The 26,090-nt window shown below is 56.4% G+C and carries 29 protein-coding genes; 18 read left to right on the top strand and 11 right to left on the bottom strand.

The genetic code is table 11. The features are described from left to right. Nucleotides 1-62: 62 nt before the first annotated feature. Complete coding sequence (locus tag BP07_RS05220) at nt 63-956, top strand: ADP-ribosylglycohydrolase family protein (protein ID WP_042686581.1); 894 nt, start codon at nt 63-65, stop codon at nt 954-956. Here the strand turns inward: BP07_RS05220 and mdh are convergent. Next, nucleotides 942-1,859: a malate dehydrogenase gene (mdh, locus tag BP07_RS05215; protein WP_157203097.1), complete on the bottom strand. Its 918-nt coding sequence runs from the start codon at nt 1,857-1,859 to the stop codon at nt 942-944. The two genes, BP07_RS05220 and mdh, sit on opposite strands and share 15 nt — an antisense overlap. Nucleotides 1,860-1,939: 80 nt before the next feature. On the opposite strand from mdh, the gene BP07_RS08390 reads away from it, so the two are divergent. Then, on the top strand, nt 1,940-3,271 hold the full coding sequence (locus BP07_RS08390; RefSeq protein ID WP_169736248.1) for a PGF-pre-PGF domain-containing protein: 1,332 nt from the start codon (nt 1,940-1,942) through the stop codon (nt 3,269-3,271). Here BP07_RS08390 and BP07_RS08385 read toward each other — a convergent pair. Further along, the gene (locus BP07_RS08385; protein WP_157203096.1) at nt 3,247-4,128 is read right to left on the bottom strand and encodes a hypothetical protein; all 882 of its coding nucleotides are present in this window, start codon (nt 4,126-4,128) and stop codon (nt 3,247-3,249) included. The two genes, BP07_RS08390 and BP07_RS08385, sit on opposite strands and share 25 nt — an antisense overlap. Before the next feature lie 48 nt (nt 4,129-4,176). Then, nucleotides 4,177-4,839, bottom strand: a complete 663-nt coding sequence (locus BP07_RS05200) for a nitrite/sulfite reductase domain-containing protein (protein WP_042686576.1) — start codon at nt 4,837-4,839, stop codon at nt 4,177-4,179. A 132-nt stretch (nt 4,840-4,971) separates the two neighbouring features. Here BP07_RS05200 and BP07_RS05195 point away from each other — a divergent pair, with 132 nt between their 5' ends. After that, nucleotides 4,972-5,703, top strand: a complete 732-nt coding sequence (locus tag BP07_RS05195; protein WP_169736247.1) for a V4R domain-containing protein — start codon at nt 4,972-4,974, stop codon at nt 5,701-5,703. Here BP07_RS05195 and BP07_RS05190 read toward each other — a convergent pair. From BP07_RS05190 to BP07_RS05180, 3 genes are read right to left on the bottom strand one after another with little or no spacing between them, the layout of a single operon-like run. Then, entirely contained in the window at nt 5,700-7,271 is a 1,572-nt protein-coding gene (locus tag BP07_RS05190; protein WP_428337355.1) for a 2-isopropylmalate synthase, read from the bottom strand. The two genes, BP07_RS05195 and BP07_RS05190, sit on opposite strands and share 4 nt — an antisense overlap. 45 nt (nt 7,272-7,316) lie before the next feature. Further along, nucleotides 7,317-8,108: a DUF7839 domain-containing protein gene (locus BP07_RS05185; protein WP_042686570.1), complete on the bottom strand. Its 792-nt coding sequence runs from the start codon at nt 8,106-8,108 to the stop codon at nt 7,317-7,319. 7 nt (nt 8,109-8,115) lie between these two features. Then, on the bottom strand, nt 8,116-8,634 hold the full coding sequence (locus BP07_RS05180; protein WP_042686567.1) for an ArsR family transcriptional regulator: 519 nt from the start codon (nt 8,632-8,634) through the stop codon (nt 8,116-8,118). Between the two features lie 71 nt (nt 8,635-8,705). Between BP07_RS05180 and BP07_RS05175 the strand changes: the two genes are divergently transcribed. Both BP07_RS05175 and BP07_RS05170 read left to right on the top strand, forming a co-directional pair. Beyond that, the gene (locus BP07_RS05175) at nt 8,706-9,623 is read left to right on the top strand and encodes a ribonuclease Z (RefSeq protein ID WP_042686565.1); all 918 of its coding nucleotides are present in this window, start codon (nt 8,706-8,708) and stop codon (nt 9,621-9,623) included. After that, complete coding sequence (locus BP07_RS05170; RefSeq protein WP_042686562.1) at nt 9,623-9,985, top strand: hypothetical protein; 363 nt, start codon at nt 9,623-9,625, stop codon at nt 9,983-9,985. The genes BP07_RS05175 and BP07_RS05170 overlap by 1 nt, the downstream gene beginning before the upstream one ends. Before the next feature lie 119 nt (nt 9,986-10,104). On the opposite strand, the gene BP07_RS05165 is transcribed toward BP07_RS05170, so the two are convergent. Both BP07_RS05165 and mtxX read right to left on the bottom strand, forming a co-directional pair. Continuing rightward, on the bottom strand, nt 10,105-11,070 hold the full coding sequence (locus tag BP07_RS05165) for a tyrosine--tRNA ligase (RefSeq protein ID WP_042686632.1): 966 nt from the start codon (nt 11,068-11,070) through the stop codon (nt 10,105-10,107). Between the two features lie 44 nt (nt 11,071-11,114). Continuing rightward, on the bottom strand, nt 11,115-11,933 hold the full coding sequence (mtxX, locus tag BP07_RS05160) for a methanogenesis marker protein Mmp4/MtxX (protein ID WP_042686560.1): 819 nt from the start codon (nt 11,931-11,933) through the stop codon (nt 11,115-11,117). A 52-nt stretch (nt 11,934-11,985) separates the two neighbouring features. Here mtxX and BP07_RS08805 point away from each other — a divergent pair, with 52 nt between their 5' ends. The 3 genes from BP07_RS08805 (at nt 11,986) to serA (ending at nt 14,326) form a co-directional block, all read left to right on the top strand. Next, on the top strand, nt 11,986-12,393 hold the full coding sequence (locus BP07_RS08805) for a Mov34/MPN/PAD-1 family protein (protein WP_042686630.1): 408 nt from the start codon (nt 11,986-11,988) through the stop codon (nt 12,391-12,393). 77 nt (nt 12,394-12,470) lie between these two features. Beyond that, a complete protein-coding gene (locus BP07_RS05150) occupies nt 12,471-12,737 on the top strand; it encodes a UPF0147 family protein (RefSeq protein ID WP_042686558.1) in 267 nt (88 codons plus the stop codon). Between the two features lie 2 nt (nt 12,738-12,739). After that, complete coding sequence (gene serA, locus BP07_RS05145; protein ID WP_042686555.1) at nt 12,740-14,326, top strand: phosphoglycerate dehydrogenase; 1,587 nt, start codon at nt 12,740-12,742, stop codon at nt 14,324-14,326. 22 nt (nt 14,327-14,348) lie between these two features. On the opposite strand, the gene BP07_RS05140 is transcribed toward serA, so the two are convergent. Continuing rightward, nucleotides 14,349-15,518, bottom strand: a complete 1,170-nt coding sequence (locus BP07_RS05140) for a TraB/GumN family protein (protein WP_042686551.1) — start codon at nt 15,516-15,518, stop codon at nt 14,349-14,351. Between the two features lie 3 nt (nt 15,519-15,521). Beyond that, complete coding sequence (locus BP07_RS05135; RefSeq protein WP_157203094.1) at nt 15,522-15,791, bottom strand: hypothetical protein; 270 nt, start codon at nt 15,789-15,791, stop codon at nt 15,522-15,524. A 95-nt stretch (nt 15,792-15,886) separates the two neighbouring features. Here BP07_RS05135 and BP07_RS05130 point away from each other — a divergent pair, with 95 nt between their 5' ends. Genes BP07_RS05130 through BP07_RS05115 form a run of 4 tightly spaced genes read left to right on the top strand, consistent with a single transcriptional unit; the run spans nt 15,887 to nt 18,535 of the window. Beyond that, nucleotides 15,887-16,270 carry a carboxymuconolactone decarboxylase family protein gene (locus tag BP07_RS05130; RefSeq protein ID WP_245597057.1) on the top strand — a complete coding sequence of 128 codons (384 nt, stop codon included), beginning with the start codon at nt 15,887-15,889 and terminating at the stop codon, nt 16,268-16,270. Nucleotides 16,271-16,328: 58 nt separating this feature from the next. Beyond that, entirely contained in the window at nt 16,329-16,601 is a 273-nt protein-coding gene (locus BP07_RS08950) for a PRC-barrel domain-containing protein (protein ID WP_042686544.1), read from the top strand. A 6-nt stretch (nt 16,602-16,607) separates the two neighbouring features. Next, a complete protein-coding gene (gene aglJ / locus BP07_RS05120; RefSeq protein ID WP_042686540.1) occupies nt 16,608-17,525 on the top strand; it encodes an S-layer glycoprotein N-glycosyltransferase AglJ in 918 nt (305 codons plus the stop codon). Beyond that, complete coding sequence (locus BP07_RS05115) at nt 17,522-18,535, top strand: S-methyl-5-thioribose-1-phosphate isomerase (RefSeq protein ID WP_042686538.1); 1,014 nt, start codon at nt 17,522-17,524, stop codon at nt 18,533-18,535. Before aglJ ends, BP07_RS05115 begins: the two co-directional genes overlap by 4 nt. A gap of 29 nt (nt 18,536-18,564) precedes the next feature. On the opposite strand, the gene BP07_RS05110 is transcribed toward BP07_RS05115, so the two are convergent. Further along, entirely contained in the window at nt 18,565-20,787 is a 2,223-nt protein-coding gene (locus BP07_RS05110) for a CDC48 family AAA ATPase (RefSeq protein WP_042686536.1), read from the bottom strand. A gap of 103 nt (nt 20,788-20,890) precedes the next feature. On the opposite strand from BP07_RS05110, the gene nadA reads away from it, so the two are divergent. The 6 genes from nadA to BP07_RS05080 all read left to right on the top strand — a co-directional run bounded on the left by nadA (nt 20,891) and on the right by BP07_RS05080 (nt 26,020). Beyond that, a complete protein-coding gene (gene nadA, locus BP07_RS05105) occupies nt 20,891-21,802 on the top strand; it encodes a quinolinate synthase NadA (protein WP_245597056.1) in 912 nt (303 codons plus the stop codon). 10 nt (nt 21,803-21,812) lie between these two features. Next, nucleotides 21,813-22,664: a geranylgeranylglycerol-phosphate geranylgeranyltransferase gene (locus tag BP07_RS05100; RefSeq protein WP_042686533.1), complete on the top strand. Its 852-nt coding sequence runs from the start codon at nt 21,813-21,815 to the stop codon at nt 22,662-22,664. 74 nt (nt 22,665-22,738) lie between these two features. Continuing rightward, nucleotides 22,739-23,503 (top strand): phosphoserine phosphatase SerB, encoded by a 765-nt coding sequence (serB, locus tag BP07_RS05095; protein WP_084174120.1) that lies wholly within the window; start codon nt 22,739-22,741, stop codon nt 23,501-23,503. Beyond that, on the top strand, nt 23,469-24,347 hold the full coding sequence (locus tag BP07_RS05090) for a coiled-coil protein (RefSeq protein ID WP_245597054.1): 879 nt from the start codon (nt 23,469-23,471) through the stop codon (nt 24,345-24,347). The genes serB and BP07_RS05090 overlap by 35 nt, the downstream gene beginning before the upstream one ends. A 4-nt stretch (nt 24,348-24,351) precedes the next feature. Further along, a complete protein-coding gene (locus BP07_RS05085; protein ID WP_042686529.1) occupies nt 24,352-24,843 on the top strand; it encodes an Lrp/AsnC family transcriptional regulator in 492 nt (163 codons plus the stop codon). A gap of 7 nt (nt 24,844-24,850) precedes the next feature. Continuing rightward, entirely contained in the window at nt 24,851-26,020 is a 1,170-nt protein-coding gene (locus BP07_RS05080; RefSeq protein ID WP_042686527.1) for an aminotransferase class I/II-fold pyridoxal phosphate-dependent enzyme, read from the top strand. The last annotated feature ends 70 nt before the right edge of the window (nt 26,021-26,090 follow it).

Genomic DNA, 26,090 nt, shown 5'->3' with positions numbered 1-26,090 from the left:
GCGTCCACGATGTCGCTGAAGGGACATGAAAGCACATATAGTGTGGGCGCTCAGCACAATACATGCTCCACGAGAGAGTAAGGGGATGCCTGTGGGGACTGGCCGTGGGGGATGCACTCGGAGAGCCCTTCGAGGGCTTGAGTCCAGAGGAAGCAAGGAGAAGTCCATCGAGGTCCACCCCTTTAAGAACAACAGATGACACCCAGCTTGCGATTGCCACGCTCGATGCCGTGCTCGAGCTCGGCTATGTGGACAGACATACAATAGCAAGGCGGATGCTCTCGCTCTCGGTGCCCAGAATGGGTCCCACCACAAAAGCCAGCCTGCAGGAATATGCAAAAAGAGGGGGCTTTGTGCCAGAGAAGGGCAGCACCGATGGTGCAGCCATGCGGGCAGGTCCAATGGGGCTGCTCTTTGAGGAGCCAGAGAGGGTTGTCAATGCAACCGCCCTCTCCAGCCTCACCACCCATGGAGAGAGCATAGCAATCTCGGCGGCATGTGCTGTGGCATGTGCAGTGTGGGCGTGCACCGTGGATGAGAGCCCCATAAGGTGGGCACTGTGGGGGGCAAAAAGGGGAGCAGAGTATGGCAGGTGTGGCAGGAGTGGCAAGAGCCTCGTGCCCCATCTCAAAAGGGCAATTAGGTCATCTAAAAGTGCCCCATATATCGATGTTCAGCGCACCTTTGGCACGGGAATTGAGAGCACTGAGGCAGTGCCATGTGCGATGCACCTGATAGCACGAGGGCTTGGCTTTGCCGAGAGCGTGATGCTTGCCGCAAGGGGCGGAGGTGATGCCGACACCATTGCATCCATGGTGGGGTGTGTGATTGGTACAAGAGAGGGGGTGCGTGCCATTCCCGAGGACTGGATGAGAAGTCTCAGCTCAGCCCTGCCCGCTGACATCGAGCTCCTCTCTCGTAGGGTGGTGAGGTTCAGAGGCTCACACCGAGGCTGAAAGGCGGACTACCTCGGCTGCCGCCTCCTGCACCTTAGATAGCTCCTCATCCTCCAGCTCAAGCTCTATTATCTCCTCTATTCCACATGCACCAAGCACCACTGGAACGCCAGTGCACGAGCCCTTCACGCCATACTCTCCATCGAGCATCACAGAGGAGCACACCACGCTTCCCCTATCCATGATGATTGCCTCTGCCATGTGAGTGATGGCGGCCGATGGAGCATAGTAGGCGCTGCCCGTCTTCAGGAGCGATACGATTTCGGCACCTCCCTCTATCGTGCGCCTTACAAGCTCCTCGATGTCTTTGGAGTCGAGCAGCCGAGAGAGGGGGATTCCCCGAACAGTGGTGTATCTTGGAAGGGGTACCATCTTTGCTCCATGTCCCCCCACCACCATCGCACTGACATCGGAGTACGAGCAACCAACCCTCTCGGCAACAAAGTACGCAAACCTCGCAGCATCCAGCTCACCTCCCATGCCAAACACCCTGTGCCTTCCAAAGCCAAGGTACTGGTTGGCAGCATACACCATAACATCCAAGGGGTTGGTGACCACCATCACCAGCGCGTCTGGGGCATGTTCTGCGATTTTTTCACATACGTCCCTCACGATGCCCGAGTTCACAGACACGAGCTCCTCTCTGCTCATCCCGGGCTTTCTGGGCACCCCTGCCGTGATTATCACGAGGCTTGCCTCCTCGATGTCTGCATAGTCATTGGTGCCCACCACATCCACATCATAGCCCAGAATGGGTGCCGCCTGCCTCAGGTCGAGGGCCTTGCCCTGCGGCATTCCCTCCACGATGTCCACCAAAATCACGTCTGCAAGCTCCCTTTCGGCAATCCTCTGGGCAGTTGTGCTGCCCACCATACCCGCACCTATCACAGCTACTGTATCCACAGCCTCACCACACAGCTGTTGGCAGATGACAATATAAGCTTGGTGCAAAGGATTTAAACCATGAGAGCACTGGTATGCCCATGGGCGATGCGATGCTGAGGATGGGTGTGCTGGCAGTGCTCATGATGATTGCGCTCGCCTTGCCTGCGGGTGCGGCGGTCAATGAGAGCACGTTGACCATAACTCCAGAAAATCCCACACAAGGGGACGTGGTCGTGATGCAGGGCAAAGCCAATCCCAACGAGGATATCCCCATCACCATCACCTTCCAGATGGATGTGCCCGTGAGTGGGGGCACGTTCGACTATCGGCTAAACGGCGTGGAGATACCATCCCCCAATCGGTTTACTGTGGTCGCCGAGGGATGCAGGCGGCTCAGCGTGTCCGCCTCACTGAGCTTCCTTCCATTCCCCTACACGCTCACGAGCCAAGAGGAGGGCAGCACGCAAACGATATCACAGGGTGGCGTGCCCTCTGGCAAGTACAACATCAGGATATTCGGAGATGCCATAGAGGGTGCGAGCACCGTGAGGCTGAAGGTGGAGGCGTGGACAGAGATACGGGCAGACGCCTCTGGTAGCTTCTCATACTCCTACAACTCTGCCCCGGTGCCTGCCGGGCTTTTCGATGTGAACGTTGGAGGCGTTAGAAGGACGCTCATGCTATCCGAATCCGAGTTCAACCCCTCCTCGCCCACGCCCACGCCCAGCCCGTCGCCCTCTGGAGGGGGCTCTTCGTCCAGCGAAGGCATTTACACCAGCGGACCCAACCCCACTGACGTGTATGTGCCACCGGAAAATATCGAGATTCAGGTGGTCGATTACATACTTGCCGTGGTGAAGGACGAGCACATAACTCATGAGTTTTCCGACCCTAAGCTGGACATACGAAGCATCGAGTTCGACTCGCTGGGATACTCCGACGAGCTCATGGTAAAGGTACAGGAGCTAAAGAACACCTCCACCCTTGTGGACAAGCCAGCCCCGGGAATGACGTACAAGAGCTTCAGATTCTTTGTAGACACACAATACAACAGAATCAAGAACATCCTGATAAACTTCAGGGTGGAAAACTCGTGGCTCGAGAACAACAGCGTCAATGCGTCCAGTGTGGCTCTCTACCGCTATGCAAACGGACAGTGGAACAGCCTGAACACAACCCTCGTGGGTCAGGATGAGGCGTATACCCATTACACAGCATCCTCCCCAGGCTTTTCTGTTTTTGCAATAGTCGCACAAACACACACAAATGAAACGGCTACCTCACAAGAGACACTCCCCACCAATGAGGTCAATCCAAACCCAACATCCCAGAGCACGGGGGGCTCCGCAACACCGAGCATGCCCACCGTTGGTCTCCTTGGCCTGACAGCTGTCATAATGTGTGCCTATGGGCTCCTCAGAAGGGGATAAAGCTCGGCCTCTACATAGATGGCCTGCTCCTCTGGATGCACGGTGCACCCCCTCTTCTTGAGGGGTGTTTCCATTGACTCACACACGAGGAGCAGGGCAAGGGAGCAGTAGGGACATCCAACGCCGGTGCACAGCAGGGGTGCATCCCTGCTAACCTCCACACAGAACTCCAAAAACAGGGGGGAGGTGAATCTCACCCTTATGAGACCATCGAGCCTCTCCAGCTCCACTGCATCGCACAGCTCGAGCCCATGGGTGTACACCTCTTCCATGAGCTGGGAGATGGTCTCGGCTTCATCGGAGAAGGAGGGATGAAGCTCATCTTTTATGAGGGACAGTAGCGATGCGCCCAGGGGCTCAAACGCAAGCCCGCAGCTTTCGGCACTTTTGCCCACCACAAACACTCCTTCCGAGGGGCGCTTGAGCCAACCTTGGAGGTCGAAGTGCTTCTCAGATACGGGAATCACGAGGAGAGGTCTGCCCTTGTATGTGGATGGAAGGTAAAGGGCACTGGAGCTCAACCCCAAATCCCTGAGTATACCATCCATCGCCCTCAGAGATGAGAGCAGTCCCCTGTGCATCACCTCGCTTCTAACAAACCTCTCTGGCGTGAGAAATACTGTGAGCACGCCCACAAACACCGTCCCCACGCCAGAGAGCACGAATAGACTGGAGAGGGTAGTGCCAGTGTACCCAAGTGTGCCCACCACCAGCACGAAAGCCCCAAAAACTATCAGCGCAAGCCCACTTCTGTGAAACTCGCCTCGTTTTTCCCTCGCATATTTCTGCCTGAGCAGGGCATTTTCCTCTGCCAGCTTCTGAACTTCCTTCTCCAGCTCCAAAAACGGTGTAGCCATTACCCACTCATTCGGGATGGTGATATTTGAGCGTTATCAAAAAAGAGTTCAGAGGACGAGCCTCCTGAACTCCTCGATTCCACCTATGGAGTCTATGTACGCTCCAAGCCTCTGACCCTTTTTGGCGTTTTCCTTGTAGTGGCGTATCACCCTGTCTGCAAGCTCGAGGGCCTGTCCCTTGTCCAGCCCCTCCACGAGCACCTCTCCGAGCCTCGGCTTTCTTCCCGCAGTGCCCCCTACATAGCACGTAAAGCCATTCTTGGTTCCTATGAAGCCCAAGTCCTTCACAATTGCCTCGGCACACGAGTTGGGACATCCCGAGACGCCAATCTTGAACTTGGATGGCAGCTCCAGCCCATGGTAGCGCTCGTCCAGTGCAAGCCCGAGCCCCACCGAGTCCTGCAGCCCGAACTTGCAGAACGTATCACCGGGACAGAGCTTGACGCTCCTCACACACAGCCTGTCCGCTGCTGCTGGCTTTATTCCAAGGTCATCCCATGCCCTGTCCACGTCCTCCTCCTTGAGCCCCACGAGGGCCATCCGCTGGGCTCCCGTGAGCTTGATGGCCGCACATCCGTACTTCTCTGCCACATCGGCTATCTTTCTCAACAGCTCTGGCGTGGCTATGCCTCCTGGGATGCGGGGCACGATTGCGTATGTGCCATCCCTCTGCCTGATGGACCTTGTCTCCATAAACTCTTCCTCTGCCATTGTACCACTTCCGGGCAAACGCCCATATGTCCTTGGGCTCCAAGCATAAAAATGTTTCGTATGTATACGATATATAGGGACAAAACGAACCTTTTCGAAGGAATTATAAAGGTGAAGCGAGAGTATTATGTGATGAGTGTTCAGTTCGACATATATGCCACCAGCGATGGTGTGAGACAGTTTTCCAACCCCACGAAGCGGGACATCCTCAGAAGGCTGCAGAATGGTGAGCTCACGCTCACGCAGCTAAGGCGGCTCACGGGGCGAGCCCAGTCCACGCTGTCGGTGCACATGCGGGACCTGGTGGAGGAGGGGCTGGTGGCGTGCAGACCCCATCCAAAAGATGGCAGGGTGAAGGTGTTCTATCTCACGGCAAAGCCCATAGGCACGTCTGCATTTCCAGAAAAACAGTTCAGATGTACTATAAGAGAGCGGGTGAAGGAGTCACTACAGGACACCCCCTCTTTCCTGAGGATAATGCTCAAGGCCGTAAGGTACGGAATAGAGTCCACGGGCATCAACATAGACCCCCTGCTGCGGGATGTCGGGGGGCTGGTGGGCACAGAGATTGCAAAGCAGGCGTTCTCTGCGAGTGATGTTGACTCTTTGCTCCTGGAGGCTTCGCGGTTCTGGAAGGTGCACGAGCTGGGAAGGATGCGCATCGAGGAGGTGGACCCCCTCGTGCTCGTGGTGGAGGACTGCTTCGACTGTGGGGGGATGCCCGAGATTGGAAAGACGCTGTGTGCCCTCGAGGAGGGCATGCTCGAGGCGGCGATACTCACGAGGACAAATAGGAAGGTGAGGGTGGTGGAGACGGAGTGCTTTGGCACCGGGTACACCCACTGCAGGTTCGAGATTCGTTAGGCCTGCTTCTTGAGCAGCCTGTTCAGGGCGCTCACGAGGGCATCCACCGATGCCATGACGATGTCCTCGCGTGCGGCTCTGGCGCTCACGATGTGCCCATTCTCATCCTCCACGCCTATGATGACATCGGCGAGGGCATCAGACCCGCCCGTGATGGCTTCTATCCTAAAGTCGTGGATTTTGATGTTCGTCTCCTCGCCTATCATGCTCTGCACAGCCTTCACGGCGGCATCCACGGGTCCGACCCCCGTGTCAGACTTGGTGCGCTCTATGCCACCGACCACAGCCTTTACCACTGCAGTGGGAGTTATGAGGTTGCCAGTCATCACGGTAACCTCTTTGAGGTCCACTACCCTCTCCTCTTCCTCACCAGCACCAATCACGGAGTCAGCAATGGCGAACAGGTCGGCATCCGTGATGCGCTTGCCCTTGTCCCCAAGCTCCTTTATCCGAGACATGATCTCGGTGAGCTGCGAGTCATCTGGGAAGTATCCAGCCTCCACAAGCGCCTTGTTCACCGCATGCCTGCCAGCGTGCTTGCCAACGACAATGCGCCGCACATGCCCCACCATCTCGGGAGTCATCACCCCCGGCTCAAAGGTGTCCGAGCGCTCGATCACGCCCGCAGTGTGGATGCCAGACTCGTGTGCAAAGGCATTGTCTCCAACCACAGGCCTCGTCGGGCATATCGGAATTCCTGTGTGCCTCTCCACCAGCCTTGCGGTCTCCACGAGAAACTGTGTACGGATGTTGGTCTTTGCCCCATAGAGGCAGTGCAGCGACATCACGGTCTCTGCGAGGTCGGCATTTCCACCCCGCTCCCCCAGCCCGTTTATCGTGACCTGCACCTCAGAGGCGCCAGCCTCAAATGCGGCGAGGGTGTTGGCCACGGCGAGCCCAAAGTCATTGTGGCAGTGCACATCCACGGGAATGCTCACCCTCTCTACAATTGCCTCAATGAGCCTTCGCATGCGAGCTGGCGTCATTATTCCCACGGTGTCTGGCACGTTGATGATGTCGGCTCCAGCCTCCTCGACGGCCGTGTACACCTTCACCAGATACTCGAGATCGGTGCGGGTGGCGTCCATCGCAGAGAACATGCACCTTAGCCCATGCTCCTTGACATAGTGCACCGCATCCACCGCCATCTCGAGCACCTCCTCCCTCGACTTCTTGATAGTGTAGAGGCGCTGGATGTCGGAAGTGGACACGAATATGTGCACCATGTCAACATCTGCATCCACACACGCATCGATGTCTGGCTTTAGCACCCTCGCAAGCCCACACACCTGAGGGTCGAGTCCTGCATTGGCAATCTTCTTCACTGTCTGCTTTTCGCCAGGGGACGACCTTGGAAAGCCAGCCTCAATGACATCCACGCCCAGCTTCTCCAGCTGGCGGGCGATGATGAACTTCTCGCCAATGGTCAGGGAGACCCCCGGCGTCTGCTCACCGTCCCTCAGCGTTGTGTCAAAAACGGATACTTCTCTTCCCACAAACTCGGGCTCAGCACCATATACCTCAGCAGAGAATGTAATCTCCTCCTTTGATGTTTTTTGAGAAGCCAATCAAGAAACAACCCAGCTCTTACTATTTATATCTATCACATGGAGCTACTCCACGAGGATGTCCACCAGCTCGTACTTGAGCCCCTCACTCTCCAGCTTTGTGAGCAGAGTGGGCACCTCGTTGGTCAGGGCGACCACGAGCACCGCCTCACCATGATAGGCTGCCTCCACCGCAGCCTCCTTGGCACCAAACATCACGTCGGGCTCAACACCCACCTTTCTGAGGGACACCAATGCCTCCACACCCATCACACACACAAAGTCCGCCCTCTCTGCCATAGTCCTGAGCCTTTCGAGGTCTATTCTTCTCGAGCCCCCGTGCTCCACCCTTGGAACTCTGCACACAACCACTGGCTTGACGGTGAGCTCTATCATACCCTTCAGAGAAGTCACGCCCACATCCTCACCGGCCTTTGCATCCGAGAACGCCTCTCCAGAGGCCGGAATGCCCTCATCATAGGGCTTGGCAATGAGCAGCCCATCGCGCATGTAGAGCGATACTTTCTCTCCTTTGGAGAGGTCGGTCTCTGCGAGGGCGCTCCACACAGCGGCATGGCTTATCACGTCCTCTATAACGTGAAGGGCATAGCGCTTGAGGGCGTATGCAGATTCCTGAATCCACTCAACACCCTCCTTGGTCACGCTGTATCTCACCCTGCCGTCCGTGAGCACCAGCCCCTCCTCCACCAGCTCCTTGATGTATTCCGACACTGCCTGTGGCGTCACTCCAATCTTCTCTGCAATCTCCCTCTGTCTGACATTGGGCTGGTTTGCAGCAATCTCCACGAGAATCTGAAACTTGGTGCTCTCCTTTTTGCTCTGCAGTATCTCAACCATGGGTCCACTACTCCTTTATCACTCTCTTATCTATCCTCTGTCCCTTCACCATGAGCCCGTCTGTGCGCCTTGCAAGCCCCTTTATATACATGGGGCTTTTCTCCATTACCCGTGAAAGGTTGACGAGCGACTTGTTTCCAGACTCTATTTCGGCTGTGAGTCTCTCCATGTCGTCCTGAAGCTCGCCATCAGAGGCAAACGTGAGCTGAATCAGCTCGGCGAGCTCATCCATCGAGCATCTGAGGTTCATGTACGCTTTGGTATATATGCACGTGTACTCCTTCACAGGCTTTGGTGCGCCGGGCACCATCCTCCACTGAGAGTCCACAAGCCCACATCTTCTCAGCATCATCAGGCTTCGCTCGACCACCTCCACAGGTTCCTCCGTCAGCTCTGACAGCTCCTCTGCCGTGTGCCACCCAGTAAGCAGGGAATTGAAGACCTTCTTATGGGTGGCAGAACCAAACGTTCTGAGCAGAGGCACGAGCTCTGATGCATCATCAATGACCTTAGTGCGTCCTCCCATTGGGGTACTCCCTCACCCATCGTACATTCTTTATAAATTAAAACGTTTCTCATCGTGCGGAGGTTAAAAAGTTGCTCAGAATAACGTTCCTTGGCACTGCGGGGTCGATGCCCACTCCCGGAAGAAACCCCTCGGCCATCACGGTGAACACAGAGCACGAAATGCTCCTGCTGGACTGCGGGGAGGGCGCCCAGCAACAGATGATGAGAGCCAAGACGGGGTTCGGAAAGTTGACGTCCATCTTCATCACCCACTTCCACGCAGACCACATTCTCGGAATTCCCGGGCTCATACAGACCCTCTCCTTCCTCGGACGCACCGAGCCACTGCACGTGTATGGCCCAAGGGGAATGCACAGGTTCAAGCAGATGTTCGAGCTCATGGGCTTTTTCAAATCGAAGTTTGAGGTGTGCACTCATGAGCTTGCACCAGGAGATGAGGTAAGGCTCAGGGGCTATACCATGAGGGTGTTCAGAACATTGCACAACGTCCCCTCGATTGGATATGCCCTCGTGGAGGACGAGAGAAGGGGCAGGTTCGACAGATACAAGGCAGAGCACGTTCTGGGCATACCTCCCGGACCCCTGTACTCCCGCCTGCACAGGGGCGAGGCAATCGAGTGGCAGGGAAGAACAATCCATCCATCAGAGGTTGTGGGCGCGCCGAGAAGGGGAAGAAAGGTTGTGTACACGGGGGACACGCGCCCCTGTGATGAGCTTTGCGAGGCTGCAAAGAATGCGGACGTGCTCATCCATGATTCCACGTTTGGCTTGGAGCATGCCCAGCTCGCAAAAGAGGTGATGCACTCCACTGCAACAGAGGCTGCCGAGATGGCAAAAAGGGTAAATGCCAAGAGGCTGATACTCACCCACATCAGTGCGAGGTACTCGGATGATGTCCAGCCACTTCTCGATGAGGCTCGCAAGGTGTTTGCCCACACAGATGTGGCTTTCGACCTCATGAGCATAGATGTGCCCTACCCAGAGTGATGCTCTGTGCCGAGGGGAAGACCTTGACCCGCATAGAAGAGGCCGTTCGAAGGCTCACCCCGAACAGGGTGGGCAGCATCCTTGAGCTCGACCCATACCGCATAGGCGAGCTCAAGAAGAACGAGGAGTGCACCTACATCTCCCACCTATACTTCAACAAGGGCGTCTATCGCGTGCTCAACCGCAGAACAAAGGAGGTGGAGCCCTTCGTGGTGGAGGTGGTCAAGGTGGAGGCCGCAACCTATGACGAGCTCGTCTCTGAAGTAGGGGAGAGGCTGGTGGACATCGAGCTTTGGAGACCCGTCGGGCGGGGCGAACCCATATTCTTCTACCTGCTCAAAAGAATGGACGTGAAGGGGTAAACGTGAACCCATAACGTGTTTTCTAAAGCATCAAGTCTCAACAGCACAACTCAAGATGGGCGCCTCTTTCTTTTATTCATGATGAGACATCAGCTCCCCTCCATACCTGTACGAGTTCGCTATACATACTCCTCGAGCCGCTCTCGCACGGGCTCCAGTATCTCGTTCACATAAGATGCCGCCGCCCCCTTGAGATCTGCTGGATGAAGGCTGCGCTCTGCAAACGCCTGCTCCAGTGCCTCGAAACTCTCGAACTCCACATCCCCTCCAAACTTCTCTGGCCTCTCTATGAGCACGGAGGAGAACCTCGGAAATATGTGATAGCGAAACACCTCCAGCACGGGGTTGTTCTCCACCACGCCCTCTGGGCAGAACGCCTTTTTGAGCTTGGCGTTGACCTGTTCCTCGGTGTCGTCCACAGAGATGTAGTTGCCCTTTGAGGAGGACATCTTCTCCCCATCCAGACCCAGGAGGATGGGTGTGTGGATGCACACCGGAGCACGGTAGCCCAGCTTCACAAGCCCCTCCCTCGCAAGCATGTGAATCTTTCGCTGGTCTATTCCGCCCACCGCCACGTCCACACCCAGCCTTGCGATGTCCACTGCCTGCATCAGGGGATATATCATCTGGGAGACCTGCGGGTTCTTCGCGCTTCTCGATACCTCGTCCATGCTGCGCCTGGCACGGGCAAGGGTGGTATTGCGGGCAAGCTTGAGCACATCGAGCACATACTCCCTTTCGAGCTGATAGTCAGAGCCATACTTGTATGTGGCATCCTCGAGCCCCAGCGCCTCAAAGCATGCCCTGTTCATGTCAGCCATCTGCCTTACCTCATCGAGCGAGCCCTTCTCGTTGAGATAGGCGTGCAGGTCTGCCAGCAGCACGATGACCTCAAAGCCAGCATTTTTTAGGTCGATTAGCTTGTTTATCGTGAGCACGTGCCCCAGATGAATCTTTCCGCTGGGCTCATAGCCAGCATACACCCGTGGATGCTGCTCTGTCCTGAGAAGCTCACCAAGCTCCTCACGGGTTATGACCTCCACCGCATTCCTTGCCGCAAGTGCCATCCTCGCAGAGTGTTCCATGCCGTGCCCCCGTGTGCCCATACCACACGCCACACGCAGCACTCTTAAAAGCCTTTTCTTACGGCCGCGAGCGCGCTCGCCAGCGCCATCTGCCTCTCATAGCTGCGGTTGGCCCTCGAGGTGTCCACGAACACCACATCAATATCGAGCACTGGAGCACCATGGGGCACGCCTCCGTCGAGCAGCACGAGGGTGCGGAATATCAGGTTGCCGCACACACCATCTGGAGCAATCAGCACGTTGTGGGTGCGCACTGCCCTCTCAATCAGTATGCCGCAGTGCTCTGCCCTGTAGCCCATACCACAGAGCTCACTTGCCACGAGCTCGCCCTCATCGAGCGTCGCATCCACCCGCACGCTCCTTCCTCTATCCTCGAGCCTGCCACCAGAGAGCACGCCGATGCTGGGTGCAATGCCGAGCAGTCTTAGAAGCTCTGCACTCGATACCGCAAGTCGGACCCTATCATGTGCGCTCTCACCCTCGTCTATACCCACAGGAGCGAGCGCGAACTCCCCCTCCCCGCAGCCCAGCAGCGCTGACCTGTGAATTTGCTCCAACGAGAGGGCATCCTTCAGAGCAGATAGGGTGTCCCTTGCAGGGAGGTTACCCCTCACCGCCGCATCCACATCCTCCTCCACGAGCAGCTGGACGAGGTGCTCGTGGGGGCTTTCCGCTGGGGAGACTTCGAGCCCAGCCTCCTTCACAAAACCCGCCAGCTGAGGAGGGCACACCACGAGGGGCTCAGCCCACATTCTTGCCCTCGCGATGCTCTCTACATGGCTCTCACAGGGCTCCAAGAGCCCCACTGCCACTGAGATGGATGGCTCTGCCAGCTCTTCGATGCGCTCTTTTAGCTCGCCCATGTGACACACACCGAAGAGAACATACTTAAACCCCGTGCTCGAAGAACACGTGATGGCATTTTGGAGAAAGAAGAAGCAAAAAGAGCGTATATGGGCAATCGAGGAGGAGGCGCTCCAGTTCATCCTCGAGGCTTCCCGTTCCACCCACCCGAGGGAGTTCGCTGGCTTGCTTTCCGCAAGAGAGGGTGTGATTACCGAGTGCATACTGCTCCCTGGCACCATCTCTTCCGAGATGAGCGCCGTGCTCCAGCTGTACATGCTTCCCAACATAGGATATGCTGGAAGTGTGCACAGCCACCCGGTGCCAGACACCACCCCCTCAGAGGAGGACCTTGCTCTCTTTTCGAGGACTGGAAGTGTGCACATAATAGTGGGCTTCCCGTACACGCCCGACAGCTGGAGGTGCTATGACAGGGCTGGAAATCCAAGGGAGCTGGAGGTGGTAAGGACACAAGCTTAATATAGTGAGTTTGCATATGGTACACAAAAATAGGTTTGCTCTGTGCTAACGGTGTCCTGTTTTTAGGAGGGATGGATATGACACACGACCCCGAAGAGACCATCAGACAGTGTGTAGAAGTACTTGAAAGAATAATCAACGACGACTCGGTTCCAAGGAATATCAGAAGGAGTGCGGACGAGGTCAAAGGCATCCTGCTCAACAGGAGCGAGTCTCCGGCAGTGAGAGCAGCGAGCGGAATATCAATTCTCGATGATATAACCAATGACCCCAACATCCCGATGCACACCAGAACCCTCATATGGAACATAGCAAGCCAGCTCGAGACCATTCCGGTGGAGTGAAGATGCAGGATTCGACCTATAAAGTGCTCGTGAGTGACCCGCTCGCCCAGCAGGGCATCGATGAGCTAAAGGAGAGAGGGCTCGATGTGGACGTGCGCACAGGGCTCTCAGAGGATGAGCTGTGCGACATCATCGGAAAGTACGATGCTCTGGTGGTGAGGAGTGGGACCAGGGTGACGCAGAAGGTAATCGAGGCCGCCACGAAACTCAAGATCATAGGCAGGGCAGGGGTTGGCGTGGACAACATCGACGTGCATGCCGCCACCCGAAGGGGAATCCTCGTGGTAAACGCCCCAGAGGGAAACACCATCTCGGCAGCAGAGCATACGATTGCCATGATGCTCTCCCTTGCCCGCAACATCCCCCAGGCCCACGCATCCCTAAGGCAGGGCGAGTGGAAGCGCAAGGCATTCATGGGTACTGAGGTGCGTGGAAAAACGATAGGTATCATAGGACTGGGGAGAATAGGGGCGGAAGTTGCCAAGCGATGCATAGGGCTCGAGATGACCGTGCTGGGCTACGACCCATATATCTCCAAGGAGAGGGCAGACGAGATTGGGGTGGTGCTCACATCACTCGACGAACTCATCGAGAACTCAGACTTCATCTCGGTACACACGCCCCTCACAAAGGACACCCGCAACCTCATAGACCGCGAGCAGTTCTCCAGAATGAAGAGCAAGGCAAGGGTAATCAACTGTGCGAGGGGCGGCATCATCAACGAGCAGGCGCTGTACGAGGCTCTCAAAGAGGGGCGAATAGCCGGGGCTGCCCTCGATGTGTTCGAGCATGAGCCGCCCGAGGGAAATCCCCTGCTCACACTCGATAATGTTGTGCTAACACCCCATCTTGGAGCATCCACGCAAGAGGCACAGATAAATGTGGCAGTGGGTGTGGCACGAGAGATTGCAGACTTTCTCGATGGCAAGCCAGTGCGCAACGCCATCAATATGCCCCCGATACGCCCGGAGGTGCTTCCCCAGCTCAGACCCTGCCTTGAGCTTGCCGAGAGGCTGGGTAAGTTCACGTCCCAGCTCGCAGGGCACTACGAGAGCGTGGAGATATACATGGGCGGCGAGCTTGCAAAGAGAGAGGCCAGTGTGGTAAAGCTGGCAGCCCTCAAGGGACTGCTCGAGCCCGTGGTGGGCGCAAGGGTGAACTATGTGAACGCAGAGTTCCTCATGAGGGAGCGAAAGGTCGAAATCGCCACGAGCCAGAAGGATGAGGATGGCGAGGGGGGATGTGAGGTATCCCTCAGGCTGCATTCCGATGGCAGCGTGCTCACCGTGGGTGGAGCCGTGCACAGGGGACAGCCAAGACTGCTGAAGATAGACTCCTATCCCATAGATATAGTGCCAGAGGGTTTCATACTCGTGATAAAACATATCGACAAGCCCAACATCATAGGGCCATGCTGTATGGTGCTGGGTGAGATGAACATCAACATCGCCGGTATGCAGGTGGGCAGGCTCACCAAAGGTGGGGAGTCCATAATGGTGCTCAGCGTGGACACCGAGGTGCCACAGGGTGCGATAGAGCAGATAAAGGGGATAGACGGCGTGATAGATGTGCGGCTGGTGGTGATGTAGCCCTAAGCCGGTGGTGTGGCTCCTAAGGGGGTATGCCCGCCATCCTCAGCAACATCCACGCTCCTATGAACGTTCCAGCGGTGCTTCCGAGGTTGGCGAGAGCTGCCACAGCCAGCACCCTGAACGCCCTGTTGTTTAGCACCTCGGAAAAGGAGTGGGCACTCACTATGGCCTTGATGTCAGCGGTCGTGGGGCTGCGTTTCCACAACTCCACGAGCCCTGCGAACCACCCCGCAGCCAAAAACGGGTTGAGGGAGGTGAACCACGCAACACAGAATGCCGTGAGCACCGAGAGAGGGTGTCCTCTCGCAACGGCCGCACCCAGAGCACTCAAGCTGCCGTTGATTATGAACCAGTACACAAACGCCCAAAGCGCCAGCTCCAATGACACGCTGAGGGCAAGATAGACGATTGCCCCAATCACCAGAGAGGCCAGCCCAACGGCAATCACCTTCGCGACGGGAAACCTCTTTTTTCCAACGCCGAGCAGGCGGGATACCTCTGGAAGGGTCTCGGGATGGGCAATATAGCGACATATCCCCTCCACGTGTCCAGCTCCCACCACCGCCACCACTTTGGTGTGCCCAGAGTGTGCAAGCGAGAGCAGTGCGTGTGCCATGAGGGCGTCCCTCTCTGCCACGAACACCTCGTATGCAGATGGAGAGATGGCCTTTAGCTCGCGCATCAGGTAGTCCACCATGTCCCTCTCTGTGATGCTCTCTATGTCTATCTCCTCTCTGTGCGCAAAGGAGAGCACAAGGGATGCGAGAATCTTCACCTTCTCGAGCAGCGATAGTCTGTCCAAAAACCTTCTCAGGGTGATGCCCACATCCCTATCAATCAGCACCACCCTTGCCCCCCTCTCGCGTGAGGCATGGTATGCTTCGAGCATCTCTGAGCCCGGCTTCACGCCAAGCTGCTCGCCCAGCCTGCGCTGAAAGTGAGCGAGCACGAGTTCCACGAGCACGAGCATGACATTGCCCTTCCTCAGCACTTCTCTCAATGGAATGTCCCTCTCCCCTCCCAGAAGCGCCTCCAGCCTCTGGGGGTCAAGCTCCAATGCCACCACGTCGGGACATTCGCTGTCTATTACGTTCCTAACTTCCTCCACGCTCTTTTCTCTGATGTGGGCAGTGCCCACTATCACGATTTCAGAGCCAGAGACTAACAGCCTCGTGGGCAACTCAGACATCCCCTATAGCATCGTCCAGTCGAGCACGTTGTCCTCATCATCGAGAAGCACCACCTTCATCGTCCTCTCTCCCATATCGAGCAGTTCTGGTGGCAACTTCTCCATCCTGACCCTGAGCACATCCCCCACCTCGAGTGAGTACTCCTTGGGCACCCGTGGAAAGTACACCCTGCTCCTGGTCTGCAGTTCCTCCATCACCACCCCCTGCCACTCTCTGCGCTCATGAACGCTAACCACTCTGCACTTCACGGTAAGCACTCCTTCACCTACCACGTGCGAGCCTCCTCATATTAATGCCTCTCCATGGTTCATGGGAGCAACCACATCATGGGAGCAACCATATTTTAAAATATCATAAGCCCTCACCTGTGAATGGTGATACAATGGGCGATGAGCACAGGGAAGCATTAGAGAGGATGGGAAAAAAGATGGGCGACTACATTCCACACACTCTCAAGGCAATATATGAACACAATCCAGAGATGCTGGAGCTTATAGAGCGCATGGACAGGGTGCTGCTTGAGGACGGGGCACTGGACAAGAAGACCAAGCGACTGATAGCACTGGCATGTGTGGCCACGAGAATGTGTGAGGAGTGCATATACCCTCAGGCAAAGGTAGCCATGAACTATGGCGCCACCAAGGAGGAGATTCTCGAGACCCTTGAGGTGTGCATGGTCACTGGCGGAGTGCCCACGTTCTCCATTGCCAAGAACGGCATTGCCAAACTCTTCAGCGAGTACGAGGAATAAAGCTGCCCTTGGAATATATGGTCAACACAGTGCAGCAGCGCAAAAAGAGGGGTCATCTATGGTGAAGGTGTTTGGTTCAACGCTTCCTGGTAAGACTGTGATGGGGGTGGACGGCTCGGTGCTGGGTAAGCTCATCAATGTGATGATAGACAAGAGGACCGGTGTGCTCACAGAGTTCTTGGTAAAGCCGGACCCCAGTATTGAGCTGCAGGGAGTGAAGAAGGACGGGGAGTACCTCGTGGTGCCAGCCTCTGCTGTGAGGTCAATAAGGGACTACATAGTGGTGGACAAGCAGAGGATACGGGGCTCCTCGGTGGTGGAGGAGATTTAGGCTGGCATGAGCATACCCAAGGACGAGGTGTGCATTCTCATCCCCTCACTAAACGAGGAGCACACGATAGGAGATGTCGTCCAGAGCTTCAGAGCCCAGGGGTTTTCCCACATTATGGTGGTGGATGGGCACAGCACCGACCGCACTGTCGAGCTTGCCCAGCAGGCTGGAGCCAAGGTGGTCGTGCAGCCTGGCAAGGGCAAGGGCGATGCTTTGCGCTATGCCTTTGAGCACATAACCCAACGCTATATTGTGCTCATCGATGGTGATGGCACGTATGACCCCGCTGAGGTGAACAGGCTGCTCGACCCCCTCGAGAGGGGCTATGACCATGTGATAGGTGAGAGATTCACGCTGGCACAGAAAGGAGCGTTCACGAGACTGAACCGCATTGGTAATCTGCTGCTCAACCGGCTGTTTGCAGCCATGTATGGAGAAGACCTCGTGGACATCCTCAGTGGGTACAGGGCGTTTACCACATCCTCCATCTTGGAGCTTAGGCTCGGAGAGTATGGGTTTGGGATAGAGGCCGAGATGGCTGTGGAATGTGTAAAGAAAGGACAGAAGATGGTGGTGGTACCCATCACCTACCGACCAAGACCCGCCAAATCCCACACCAAACTCAACCCACTTCGAGATGGCTCGAGGATTGCGATGACAATGTACAGGCTTGCGATAGGTCACAACCCCATGTTTTACTTTGGGCTCATGGGGTTCGTGCTGATGCTCGTGGGGTTTGGGCTCGGGATATATGTGGTGTACGATTGGGTGCGCGGCATAGAGCACGTGCCCCTCACAATCCTCACAGTGATGTTCATCCTGGCTGGAGTACAGGTGCTCATCTTTGGACTGCTGGGAAACCTCATGGTGGTGCTCCACCGAGAGCTCATATCAGAATTTAAGCGCCAGAGGAGGGGTTCATGAGAACAATCTGGTGGGAAGATGGGCACATCGCTCTGATTGACCAGACGCTACTGCCAGAAAAGCTCGAGATAAAGAGGATTTCCACGCTCCCAGAGCTTTGTGAGGCTATCCGAATGCTGCGGGTGAGGGGAGCACCAGCTCTTGGAGCTGCTGGTGCATACGGAATAGCACTGGCATGCACATCCTCCCGTGCCAAGAGTACCGAGGAAATGCTCGATGATGTGCAGGGGGCTGCACAGCAGCTAAAACGCACGAGACCCACGGCAAAGAACCTCTTCTGGGCGATAGACCGGATGCTCGAGAAGATCAGCAGGGCATCGAATGTGGAGGATATGAGGACGGCGGCGGTGTGCGAGGCAGAGGCAATTGCAGAGGAGGATGTGGAGATAAACCGCCGTATCGGAAGGAATGGTGCCGAGCTTCTCGAGGATGGAGATGTGGTGCTCACCCACTGCAATGCTGGGGCGCTGGCATGTGTGGACTGGGGCACTGCTCTGGGTATAATCAGGTGGGCGGTGAGGGAGCAGGGGAAGGCTGTACAGGTGGTGGCATGCGAGACCCGTCCACTGCACCAGGGCAGCAGGCTCACCACATGGGAGCTCATGAGAGATGGCATCGAGGTGATGCTGATATGCGATAGCGCTGCATGCTCCCTGATGAGAAGTGGCAGAATCACCAAGGTGCTGGTGGGCGCGGACAGAATCACGAAGGATGCCGTGTTCAACAAGATTGGCACATACATGCACTCGGTGTGTGCCAAGGCGCACAACATTCCCTTTTATGTCGCAGCCCCGCTCTCCACATTCGACTGGGAGTCGGGAGAGCAGGACATTGAGGTGGAGCTAAGGGGTGCCGAGGAGATTATCTACTGTGGGAAAAAGATGCTCGCTCCCCAAGGGGCAAAGGTGTACAATCCCGCATTTGACGCTACCCCCATGGAGAACGTCTCGGCGATCATCACAGAGAGGGGGGTCCTCCATCCTCCCCTGAGGATGGAGGACGTGGTGTAGATGGTGTGGGCGGTGTAGATGGTGTGGGCTCACCTGTAGCCAATGTACGACCTTGGCTCCTCCTTTTTCATCCCGCCTTTGAACCGCTCGGCCACCCTCGCATAGTAATCCATGAGGGACTCGTCTATGGTGGGCCTCACCCTCTTGAGCGCCTCCAGAAAGTGAGCCAGCCTCACCTTCCCATCGTCGAAGTCCTCCCTCAGGGACTCCATGGCCGCCTCACGGCACACCAGCTCGATGTCAGACCCCACATACCCTTCGGTGAGGTCTGCGAGGTGGTCGAAGTCCACATCCTCGGCGAGGGGCATTCCCCTCGTGTGAATCTGGAATATCTCTTTTCTGCCCCTCCTATCTGGCGGTCCCACGAACACGAGCCTGTCAAATCTTCCAGACCTCACGAGGGCTGGGTCGATGATGTCTGGACGGTTGGTGGCTCCGATGACCACGACGCCCTTGAGGCCCTCCAGGCCATCGAGCTCTGTGAGCAGCTGGGAAATCACCCTCTCGGTCACGTGAGAGTCCCCAAAGTCCGCACCCCTCATGGGCGCGATGGCGTCCAGCTCATCGAAGAACACGATGGAAGGGGCAACCTGCCGCGCCTTCTTGAATATCTCCCGAATGGCTTTCTCACTCTCCCCCACCCACTTGGAGAGCAACTCTGGTCCTCGAACACATATGAAGTTGCTCTCGCTCTCAGTTGCCACCGCCTTGGCGAGCAGCGTCTTTCCGGTGCCCGGCGGGCCATACAGCAGTATTCCCCTCGGTGGTGTGAGTCCCCTCTCCTTGAACTTCTCTGGGTACTTCAGAGGCCACTCCACCGCCTCACGAATATCCTGCTTGGCCCTCTCGAGCGCACCCACCATGTCCCACGTCACCTTGGGCACCTCGAGGAACACCTCCCTCATCGCAGAGGGTTCAATCTCCCGCAGGGCAGCCTCGAAGTCATCCTTCGTGATTCTCATGCTCTCGAGAAGCTCCTCTGGAATGGGCTCATCGAGGTTTATGTCAGGAAGGTATCTTCGAAGTGCCTTCATAGCCGACTCCCTGCACAGGGCAGCGATGTCCGCCCCCACAAACCCATGGGTGCGGTCTGCAAGCTTTCTTAGGTCCACATCCTCCTCGAGGGGCATCCCCCTCGTGTGAATCTGGAATATCTCGAAGCGAGCATCGGCATCTGGCACGCCAATCTCAATCTCTCTGTCGAACCTACCACCCCTTCTCAGGGCAGGGTCTATCGCATCGATGCGGTTCGTGGCTCCTATGACCACCACCTGACCCCTCTCCTCGAGCCCGTCCATTTCGGTGAGCAGCTGCGCCACCACGCGCCGCTCCACCTCGCCCGTGACCTCCTCACGCTTTGGGGCGATGGAGTCCAGCTCATCGATGAAGATAATGGAGGGAGCGTTCTCCTCAGCCTCCTCGAAGATGTCCCTGAGCCTCTGCTCGCTCTCGCCATAGTACTTGCTCATAATCTCAGGGCCTGCGATGGAGAAGAAGCTGGCACCCGCCTCGTTGGCGACCGCCTTGGCTATCAGGGTCTTGCCGGTGCCAGAGGGACCGTACAGCAGCACGCCCTTTGGAGGCTCTATGCCGAGCCGCTCGAACAGCTCTGGGTGCTTGAGCGGGAGCTCTATCATCTCCCTTACTCGCTGCACCTCCTCCTTTAGCCCACCGATGTCCTCATACGTGATGCCAGTGCCCTTCAGAGCTTCCATGCCTGTGGCTGGCTTGTCCCTCACCACGATTTTCGTGAACTCGTCCACCATCACAGGTCCAGCAGGGTCAGTGTCCACCACCACCAGTGGTAGCATCTGGCTGGTGGACTGTCTGCCCATGAAGGGGCGGGCTCCGCTGATGATTGGAACCACATCACCAGTCATCACTGGCCTTTTCAGAAGCTGCCTCTTGATGAACGTCTCGGGCATCTCAGAGGGCGAGGTGTCCATTACCTCCACGGGAGCGAGCATCACTGTGTTGGCAATCCTCGGCTCGATTGGCACTACCTTGACCCGCTCACCTATGCCAGCGCCCGCATTCTGTCGGGTGAACCCATCGATTCGAATGATGTCCTGTCCCCAGTCCTGCCTGTCTGCCCTCCACACTTTGGCCACCGTTGTTTTTTTGCCTGTAATCTGTATCACGTCGCCAGGTGATATCTGCAGCTTGAGCAGACTCGAGGGGTCCAGTCTGGCTATCCCCCTGCCAGTATCTGCCGGATATGCCTTGGCGACCTTTAGTGTTATCTCAGACATATGCCACCTCTTTTTTCTTCGCTTCCCATTCACACTCATTTTCACAATCTACATATATAGCTGTTCTGCTTATTACATTCACGAGCTGGCGAGGATGTATAGCATGTCAGAGCCCATGACCAAACTGACAGAAAAGATAGAGAGCCTGAAAAAGGCGAGGGATGCAGTAATACTCGCCCACAACTACCAGAGGGGAGAGGTGCAGGACATAGCCGACTACGTGGGCGACTCCCTCGGGCTTGCACGCACTGCCACAGAGCTGGAGTGTGAGTGGATTGTGTTCTGTGGTGTGGACTTCATGGCAGAGAGTGCCGCAGTGCTCAATCCAGACAAGGTGGTGGTGCTTCCAGAGAGGGACGCTGAATGTCCAATGGCCATGATGGCGACCGCCGAGCAGGTGAGGGCCGCGAAGCAAAAGCTCGAAGACTGTGCAGTGGTGGCATACGTGAACACCCTTGCCGAGGTGAAGGCAGAGGCAGACATATGCTGCACATCCGCCAACTCGATTCAAGTTGTGAACAGCCTCGACCATGACGAGGTGCTGTTCGTGCCAGACAGAAATCTGGCACTGTGGACACAGCGGCACACCAAAAAGCACATAATCCCGTGGAATGGCTATTGCCCCACTCACCACCAAATCATGCTGGCAGATGTGCTTTTTGCCAAGCAAGAGCATCCCGATGCCCTCGTGATGGTGCACCCAGAGTGCAGACCAGAGGTGTGCGATGTGGCAGACGTGGTCACGTCCACCAGCGGGATGATAAGGTATGCAGAGCAGTCCGAGGCTCGTGAGTTCATCGTGGGCACTGAGGTTGGGCTGCTCCATGGGCTAAAGAAAAGATGTCCCCAAAAGCGCTTCTATCCCGCAAGTGAGTACGCCGTGTGCCCGAACATGAAGATGACAACCCTCGAGTCCATAATAAGGGCACTCGAGTCGGGAGAGCACAGAATAAAGGTGGAAAAGAGTGTGCAAAAGGGCGCGAGGCGCGCCCTTGAGAGGATGCTCGAGCTGTGAGCCGTGAGCCATGAGGGCATATATCGAGCTTTTGCGGGTACACAACTGCGCAATGGCAGCACTTGCCAGCCTGATAGGGGTGCTGGTGGCACTGCCGAGCGGGTGGTGGCCAGCGCCTCACTTGGTGCTCTCTGGCATGGGAGCCGTGTTCCTCATCACTGGAGCTGGAAATGCCATCAACGATGTGTATGACGTTGAGATAGACAAAATCAACAGGCCCACAAGACCCTTGCCCTCGGGGAAGATTGCCATGAGAGGAGCCATTCTGACCTCACTTACACTGTTCCTCATGGGGATTGCGGCAAGCCTGTACATCTCAGTGGAGGTGGGGTTTTTGGGATGCTTTGCGCTCGCCCTTTTTAACTCGGTGCTGCTCGTGGAGTATGCAAGGAGGCTGAAGCGCACAGCACTGTATGGCAACCTCACCGTTGCATACCTCACCGCCTCCACATTCCTCTATGGTGCCGCAATGCTGGGGCAGAGTACATTGGGAGATGTGGTCGTGCTCGTGCTGCTGGCGTTCTTGGCCACACTCGCCAGAGAGCTGATAAAGGACGTTGAAGATATACAAGGAGACGAGGCGCTCGGTGCCAGCACACTTCCCATCCTTGTGGGAAAAAAGTGGGCAGTGGGCATCGCACTCGCGTGCATCGTGCTGGGAGTTGCCCTCTCGCCCCTTCCCATGCTCGAGGGATTTGGGGGGCTGGGGGAGAGGTACCTGTGGGTGGTCGCTGGCGCAGATGCTGGATTTTTGGTATCCGCCCTGCACCTCATCAGGGGCAAGCCATCGAGTGCTTCGAAGGGCGTGAAGCTCTCGATGATGCTTGCCCTCGTGGCGTTCATGGCGGGCTCCATCGGGTAGGCGAAAAGGTTTTATTTGTGCATGTTGGTGGAGGTGTGAGCTGAGCCCATTTTAGAGATGAAAAAGTGATTTTCATGACCGAAACACGCACCTGCGAGCCCACCCAAGCACAAAGGCAATCACAGTTTGCCATGATAGTATTCGATATGGACTCAACGCTCATCGATGCCGAGACCATCAACGAGCTGGCGAAGGCCGCTGGCGTGGGAGAGCTCGTGGAGCAGATCACCGAGAGAGCAATGAGGGGGGAAATGGACTACCACGAGGCTCTCACGAGAAGAGTGTCCATGCTGAAGGGGCTCTCCCTCGAGAGCGCCCTCGAGGCTGTGAGGTCTATGGAGTTCATGAAGGGTGCAAGAGAGCTCGTGCACCATGCCAAGTCGCTGGGGCTCATAACCACGATGGTGTCGTGTGGGTTCACACTCGCCACCAATGAGATAGGTGCCATGCTGCACATGGACCACATAATCTCCAACGAGCTGGTCGTCAGAGACGGCGTGCTCACCGGCGAGGTTAGGGGGCCTCTGACCACGCAGGATGCAAAGCTGGAGGCGTTGCGAGAGCTGTGCGATGAGCTTGGGATATCTCTCAAGCAGTGCATCGTAATCGGGGATGGAGCAAACGACCTGTGCCTCTTTAGAGAGGCTGGATATACAATCGCATTCAACGCCAAGCCAGTGGTCAAAAGGCATGCCCACACGGTCGTGGAGGGAAAGGACCTTGGAAAGGTGATACCCATACTCACAAGGCTGTGCGCCGAGGATGGCTCACCCACAAATATCAACCGCCAACCTACGGTTGGGGATGGAGGAATCCCAAGGAATGCTGAAGGAGATTGAGGAGAGAAGAGCTGAGCTCGAGACTAAGCTGGAGGAATACCGTGAGAAGAGAAACGAGCTGAACGCACTGGCCAGTGAGCTTGCAGCACGCAGGAACGAGCTGAATGCGAAGACGAGAGAGCTGGTGGAGCAGGCACAGGCCCTGAAGGCAAAGAGGGACGAACACAACGCCCTCGTGAGTGAGTATAAGGCAAAGAGGGATAAATGCAATGCCAAGGCGAACGAGCTGCTCAAAAGAGTAGAGAAGATGCGAAAGAAGCTTCGCCTGAGTGAGGGACCCTCGCTTTCCGAACTCAAGAAAGAGATAGAGGCTCTGGAGTTTCGCCAGCAGACAGAGGTGCTCTCCATATCCAAGGAGAGAGAACTGGTGGAGAGGATTAAAGCCCTCAGAAAAGAGTGCTCCAAGAAGAAGAGGGAGATGGAGGAGAACCCAGAGCTCAAGAGCCTCATGGAAGAGGCAAACGCCCTCAGGGAAGAGGCCTCGAACTACCACAGGCTGCTCATCGAGCAGGCAGACCTCGCACAGGACTACCACGACAAGATGATTGCGCTGTTCAAGCAGGCAGACGAAGTCAGAAAACAGTCCGATGTGGCCCACAAGAAGTTCGTGGAGGCCCAAGAGGCTGCAGACAAAGCCCATGAGCTGTGCATTCGTATCCAGAAAGAGCTCAGAGAGCTCGATAGAATGATAGGGCTGGAAAGGAAGAGTGGCAGAAGGGCAAGGCGCGACTTAAAGCTCGTGAACGAGGCAGAAAAGATATACAAGCAGTTCATAGCTGGCGAGAAGCTGGACACCGAAAAGCTGATGATCCTCCAGAGGTCTGGCCTGCTCTCCAAGAGGTGAGGAAATGGAGGAATGGGTACTGAGCATGCTCGAAGCCCTCGAGCGCAACTCCAAGCTCACGCCAGAGGAGCTTTCAGAGCTCACTGGTGCGAGCCCTGATGAGGTGAGGGCAATGCTTGCCAAGCTCGAGGCCGATGGTGTTATCCGCAGGTACAAGACCGCCATCGACTGGGGCAAGGTGGACAATGGGTTCGTGTATGCCATCATCGAGCTGAAGGTCGTTCTCGACAGGGAGAGGGGATATGATGAGATAGCCAAGCGGCTTGCAAACTTCGATGAGGTGTCATCGGTGAGGCTGGTCTCGGGAGACCACGACCTCTCGCTGACCGTGCGGGGAAAGTCAATGAAGGAGGTGGCCTTCTTCGTCGCGGATAAGATAGCCACTCTACCCCAGATCACGAGCACTGCCACCCACTTCGTGCTGAAGAGCTACAAGGAGGATGGAGTGCTCATGGTCGAGGAGCCCGAGCGCTCAAGGCTCGTGCTCTCGCTATGAGGTGAGCATGAGTGCATCTCGCATCTCAAAAAGAGTGAGGGCAGTTCCCAAAAGCGGTATTCGCAGGTTCTTCGATCTGGCAAGCTCGGTTGAGGACATAATATCCCTTGGAGTGGGCGAGCCTGACTTTTGCACCCCGTGGCACATAAGAGAGGCGTGCATATACTCCCTCGAGACTGGACGCACCTCCTACACATCCAACTATGGTCTTCTTGAGCTGAGGGAGCGCATATCCCAGCACTACCGCTCGAGATACGGGCTCGACTACTCACCCGAGAAGGAAGTGCTCATAACCACGGGGGTGAGTGAGGGGCTCGACATCGCCATGCGCTCTCTCATCGACCCGGGGGATGAGGTGCTCATTGTAGAGCCCTGCTACGTGTCGTACGTGCCCACCGTCAGCTTTGCCGGGGGGGTGCCCGTGTACGTGTCCACCTCGCAGGAAGGGGGCTTTGTGCCCACGTACGAGGACATTTGCTCCAAGATAACCCAGAAAACCAAGTTGCTGGTGTTAAACTACCCAAATAACCCAACGGGCGCCGTGCTCACCAAGAGGGCACTTAAGGAGGTGGCAGACGCAGCGATAGAGCACGACCTGCTGGTGGTGTCCGACGAGGTGTACTGTGAGCTGACCTATGAGGGGACGCACACATGCTTAGCCCAGCTCGATGGGATGCGAGAGCGCACCGTTGTGCTCAACGGCTTTTCCAAGTCCCATGCCATGACGGGTTTGCGGATAGGGTATGCCCTTGCGCCCCCAGATATCATCGAGGCGATGATGACCGTGCACCAGTACACCATGCTGTGCGCACCCATCACAGCTCAGATAGGGGCAATGGAGGCCATCGAGAATGGACAGGATGCCGTATCATCGATGAGAAGAGAGTACGACAGGCGAAGAAGGTTCATGCTCGCAAGGCTCAACAAGATTGGACTGCCGTGCTTTGAGGCAAAGGGAGCGTTCTACCTGTTCCCCTCTGTTGAGAACACGGGCTTGTCGGCAGAGGAATTCACAGAGCGTCTGCTCCAGCAGGAGCATGTGGTGGTGGTTCCCGGCGACGTGTTTGGCCCAAGCGGAAGAGGGCACGTTAGGTGCTCATACGCCACCTCTCTGGAGCATCTGAAGGTGGCCGCCGAGAGAATGGAGCGGTTCGTGGAGGAGTGCAGCAGGCATTGAGCAAATTTTTAGACGATTCATTGTGGGAAGAAAAAAGTTTATTAAGAATAAGGCACCCTCAAGATGCACC

This window comes from Methermicoccus shengliensis DSM 18856, from assembly GCF_000711905.1.
Classification (GTDB): domain Archaea; phylum Halobacteriota; class Methanosarcinia; order DSM-18856; family Methermicoccaceae; genus Methermicoccus; species Methermicoccus shengliensis.
This window is presented reverse-complemented; position numbering and strand designations above follow the sequence as displayed.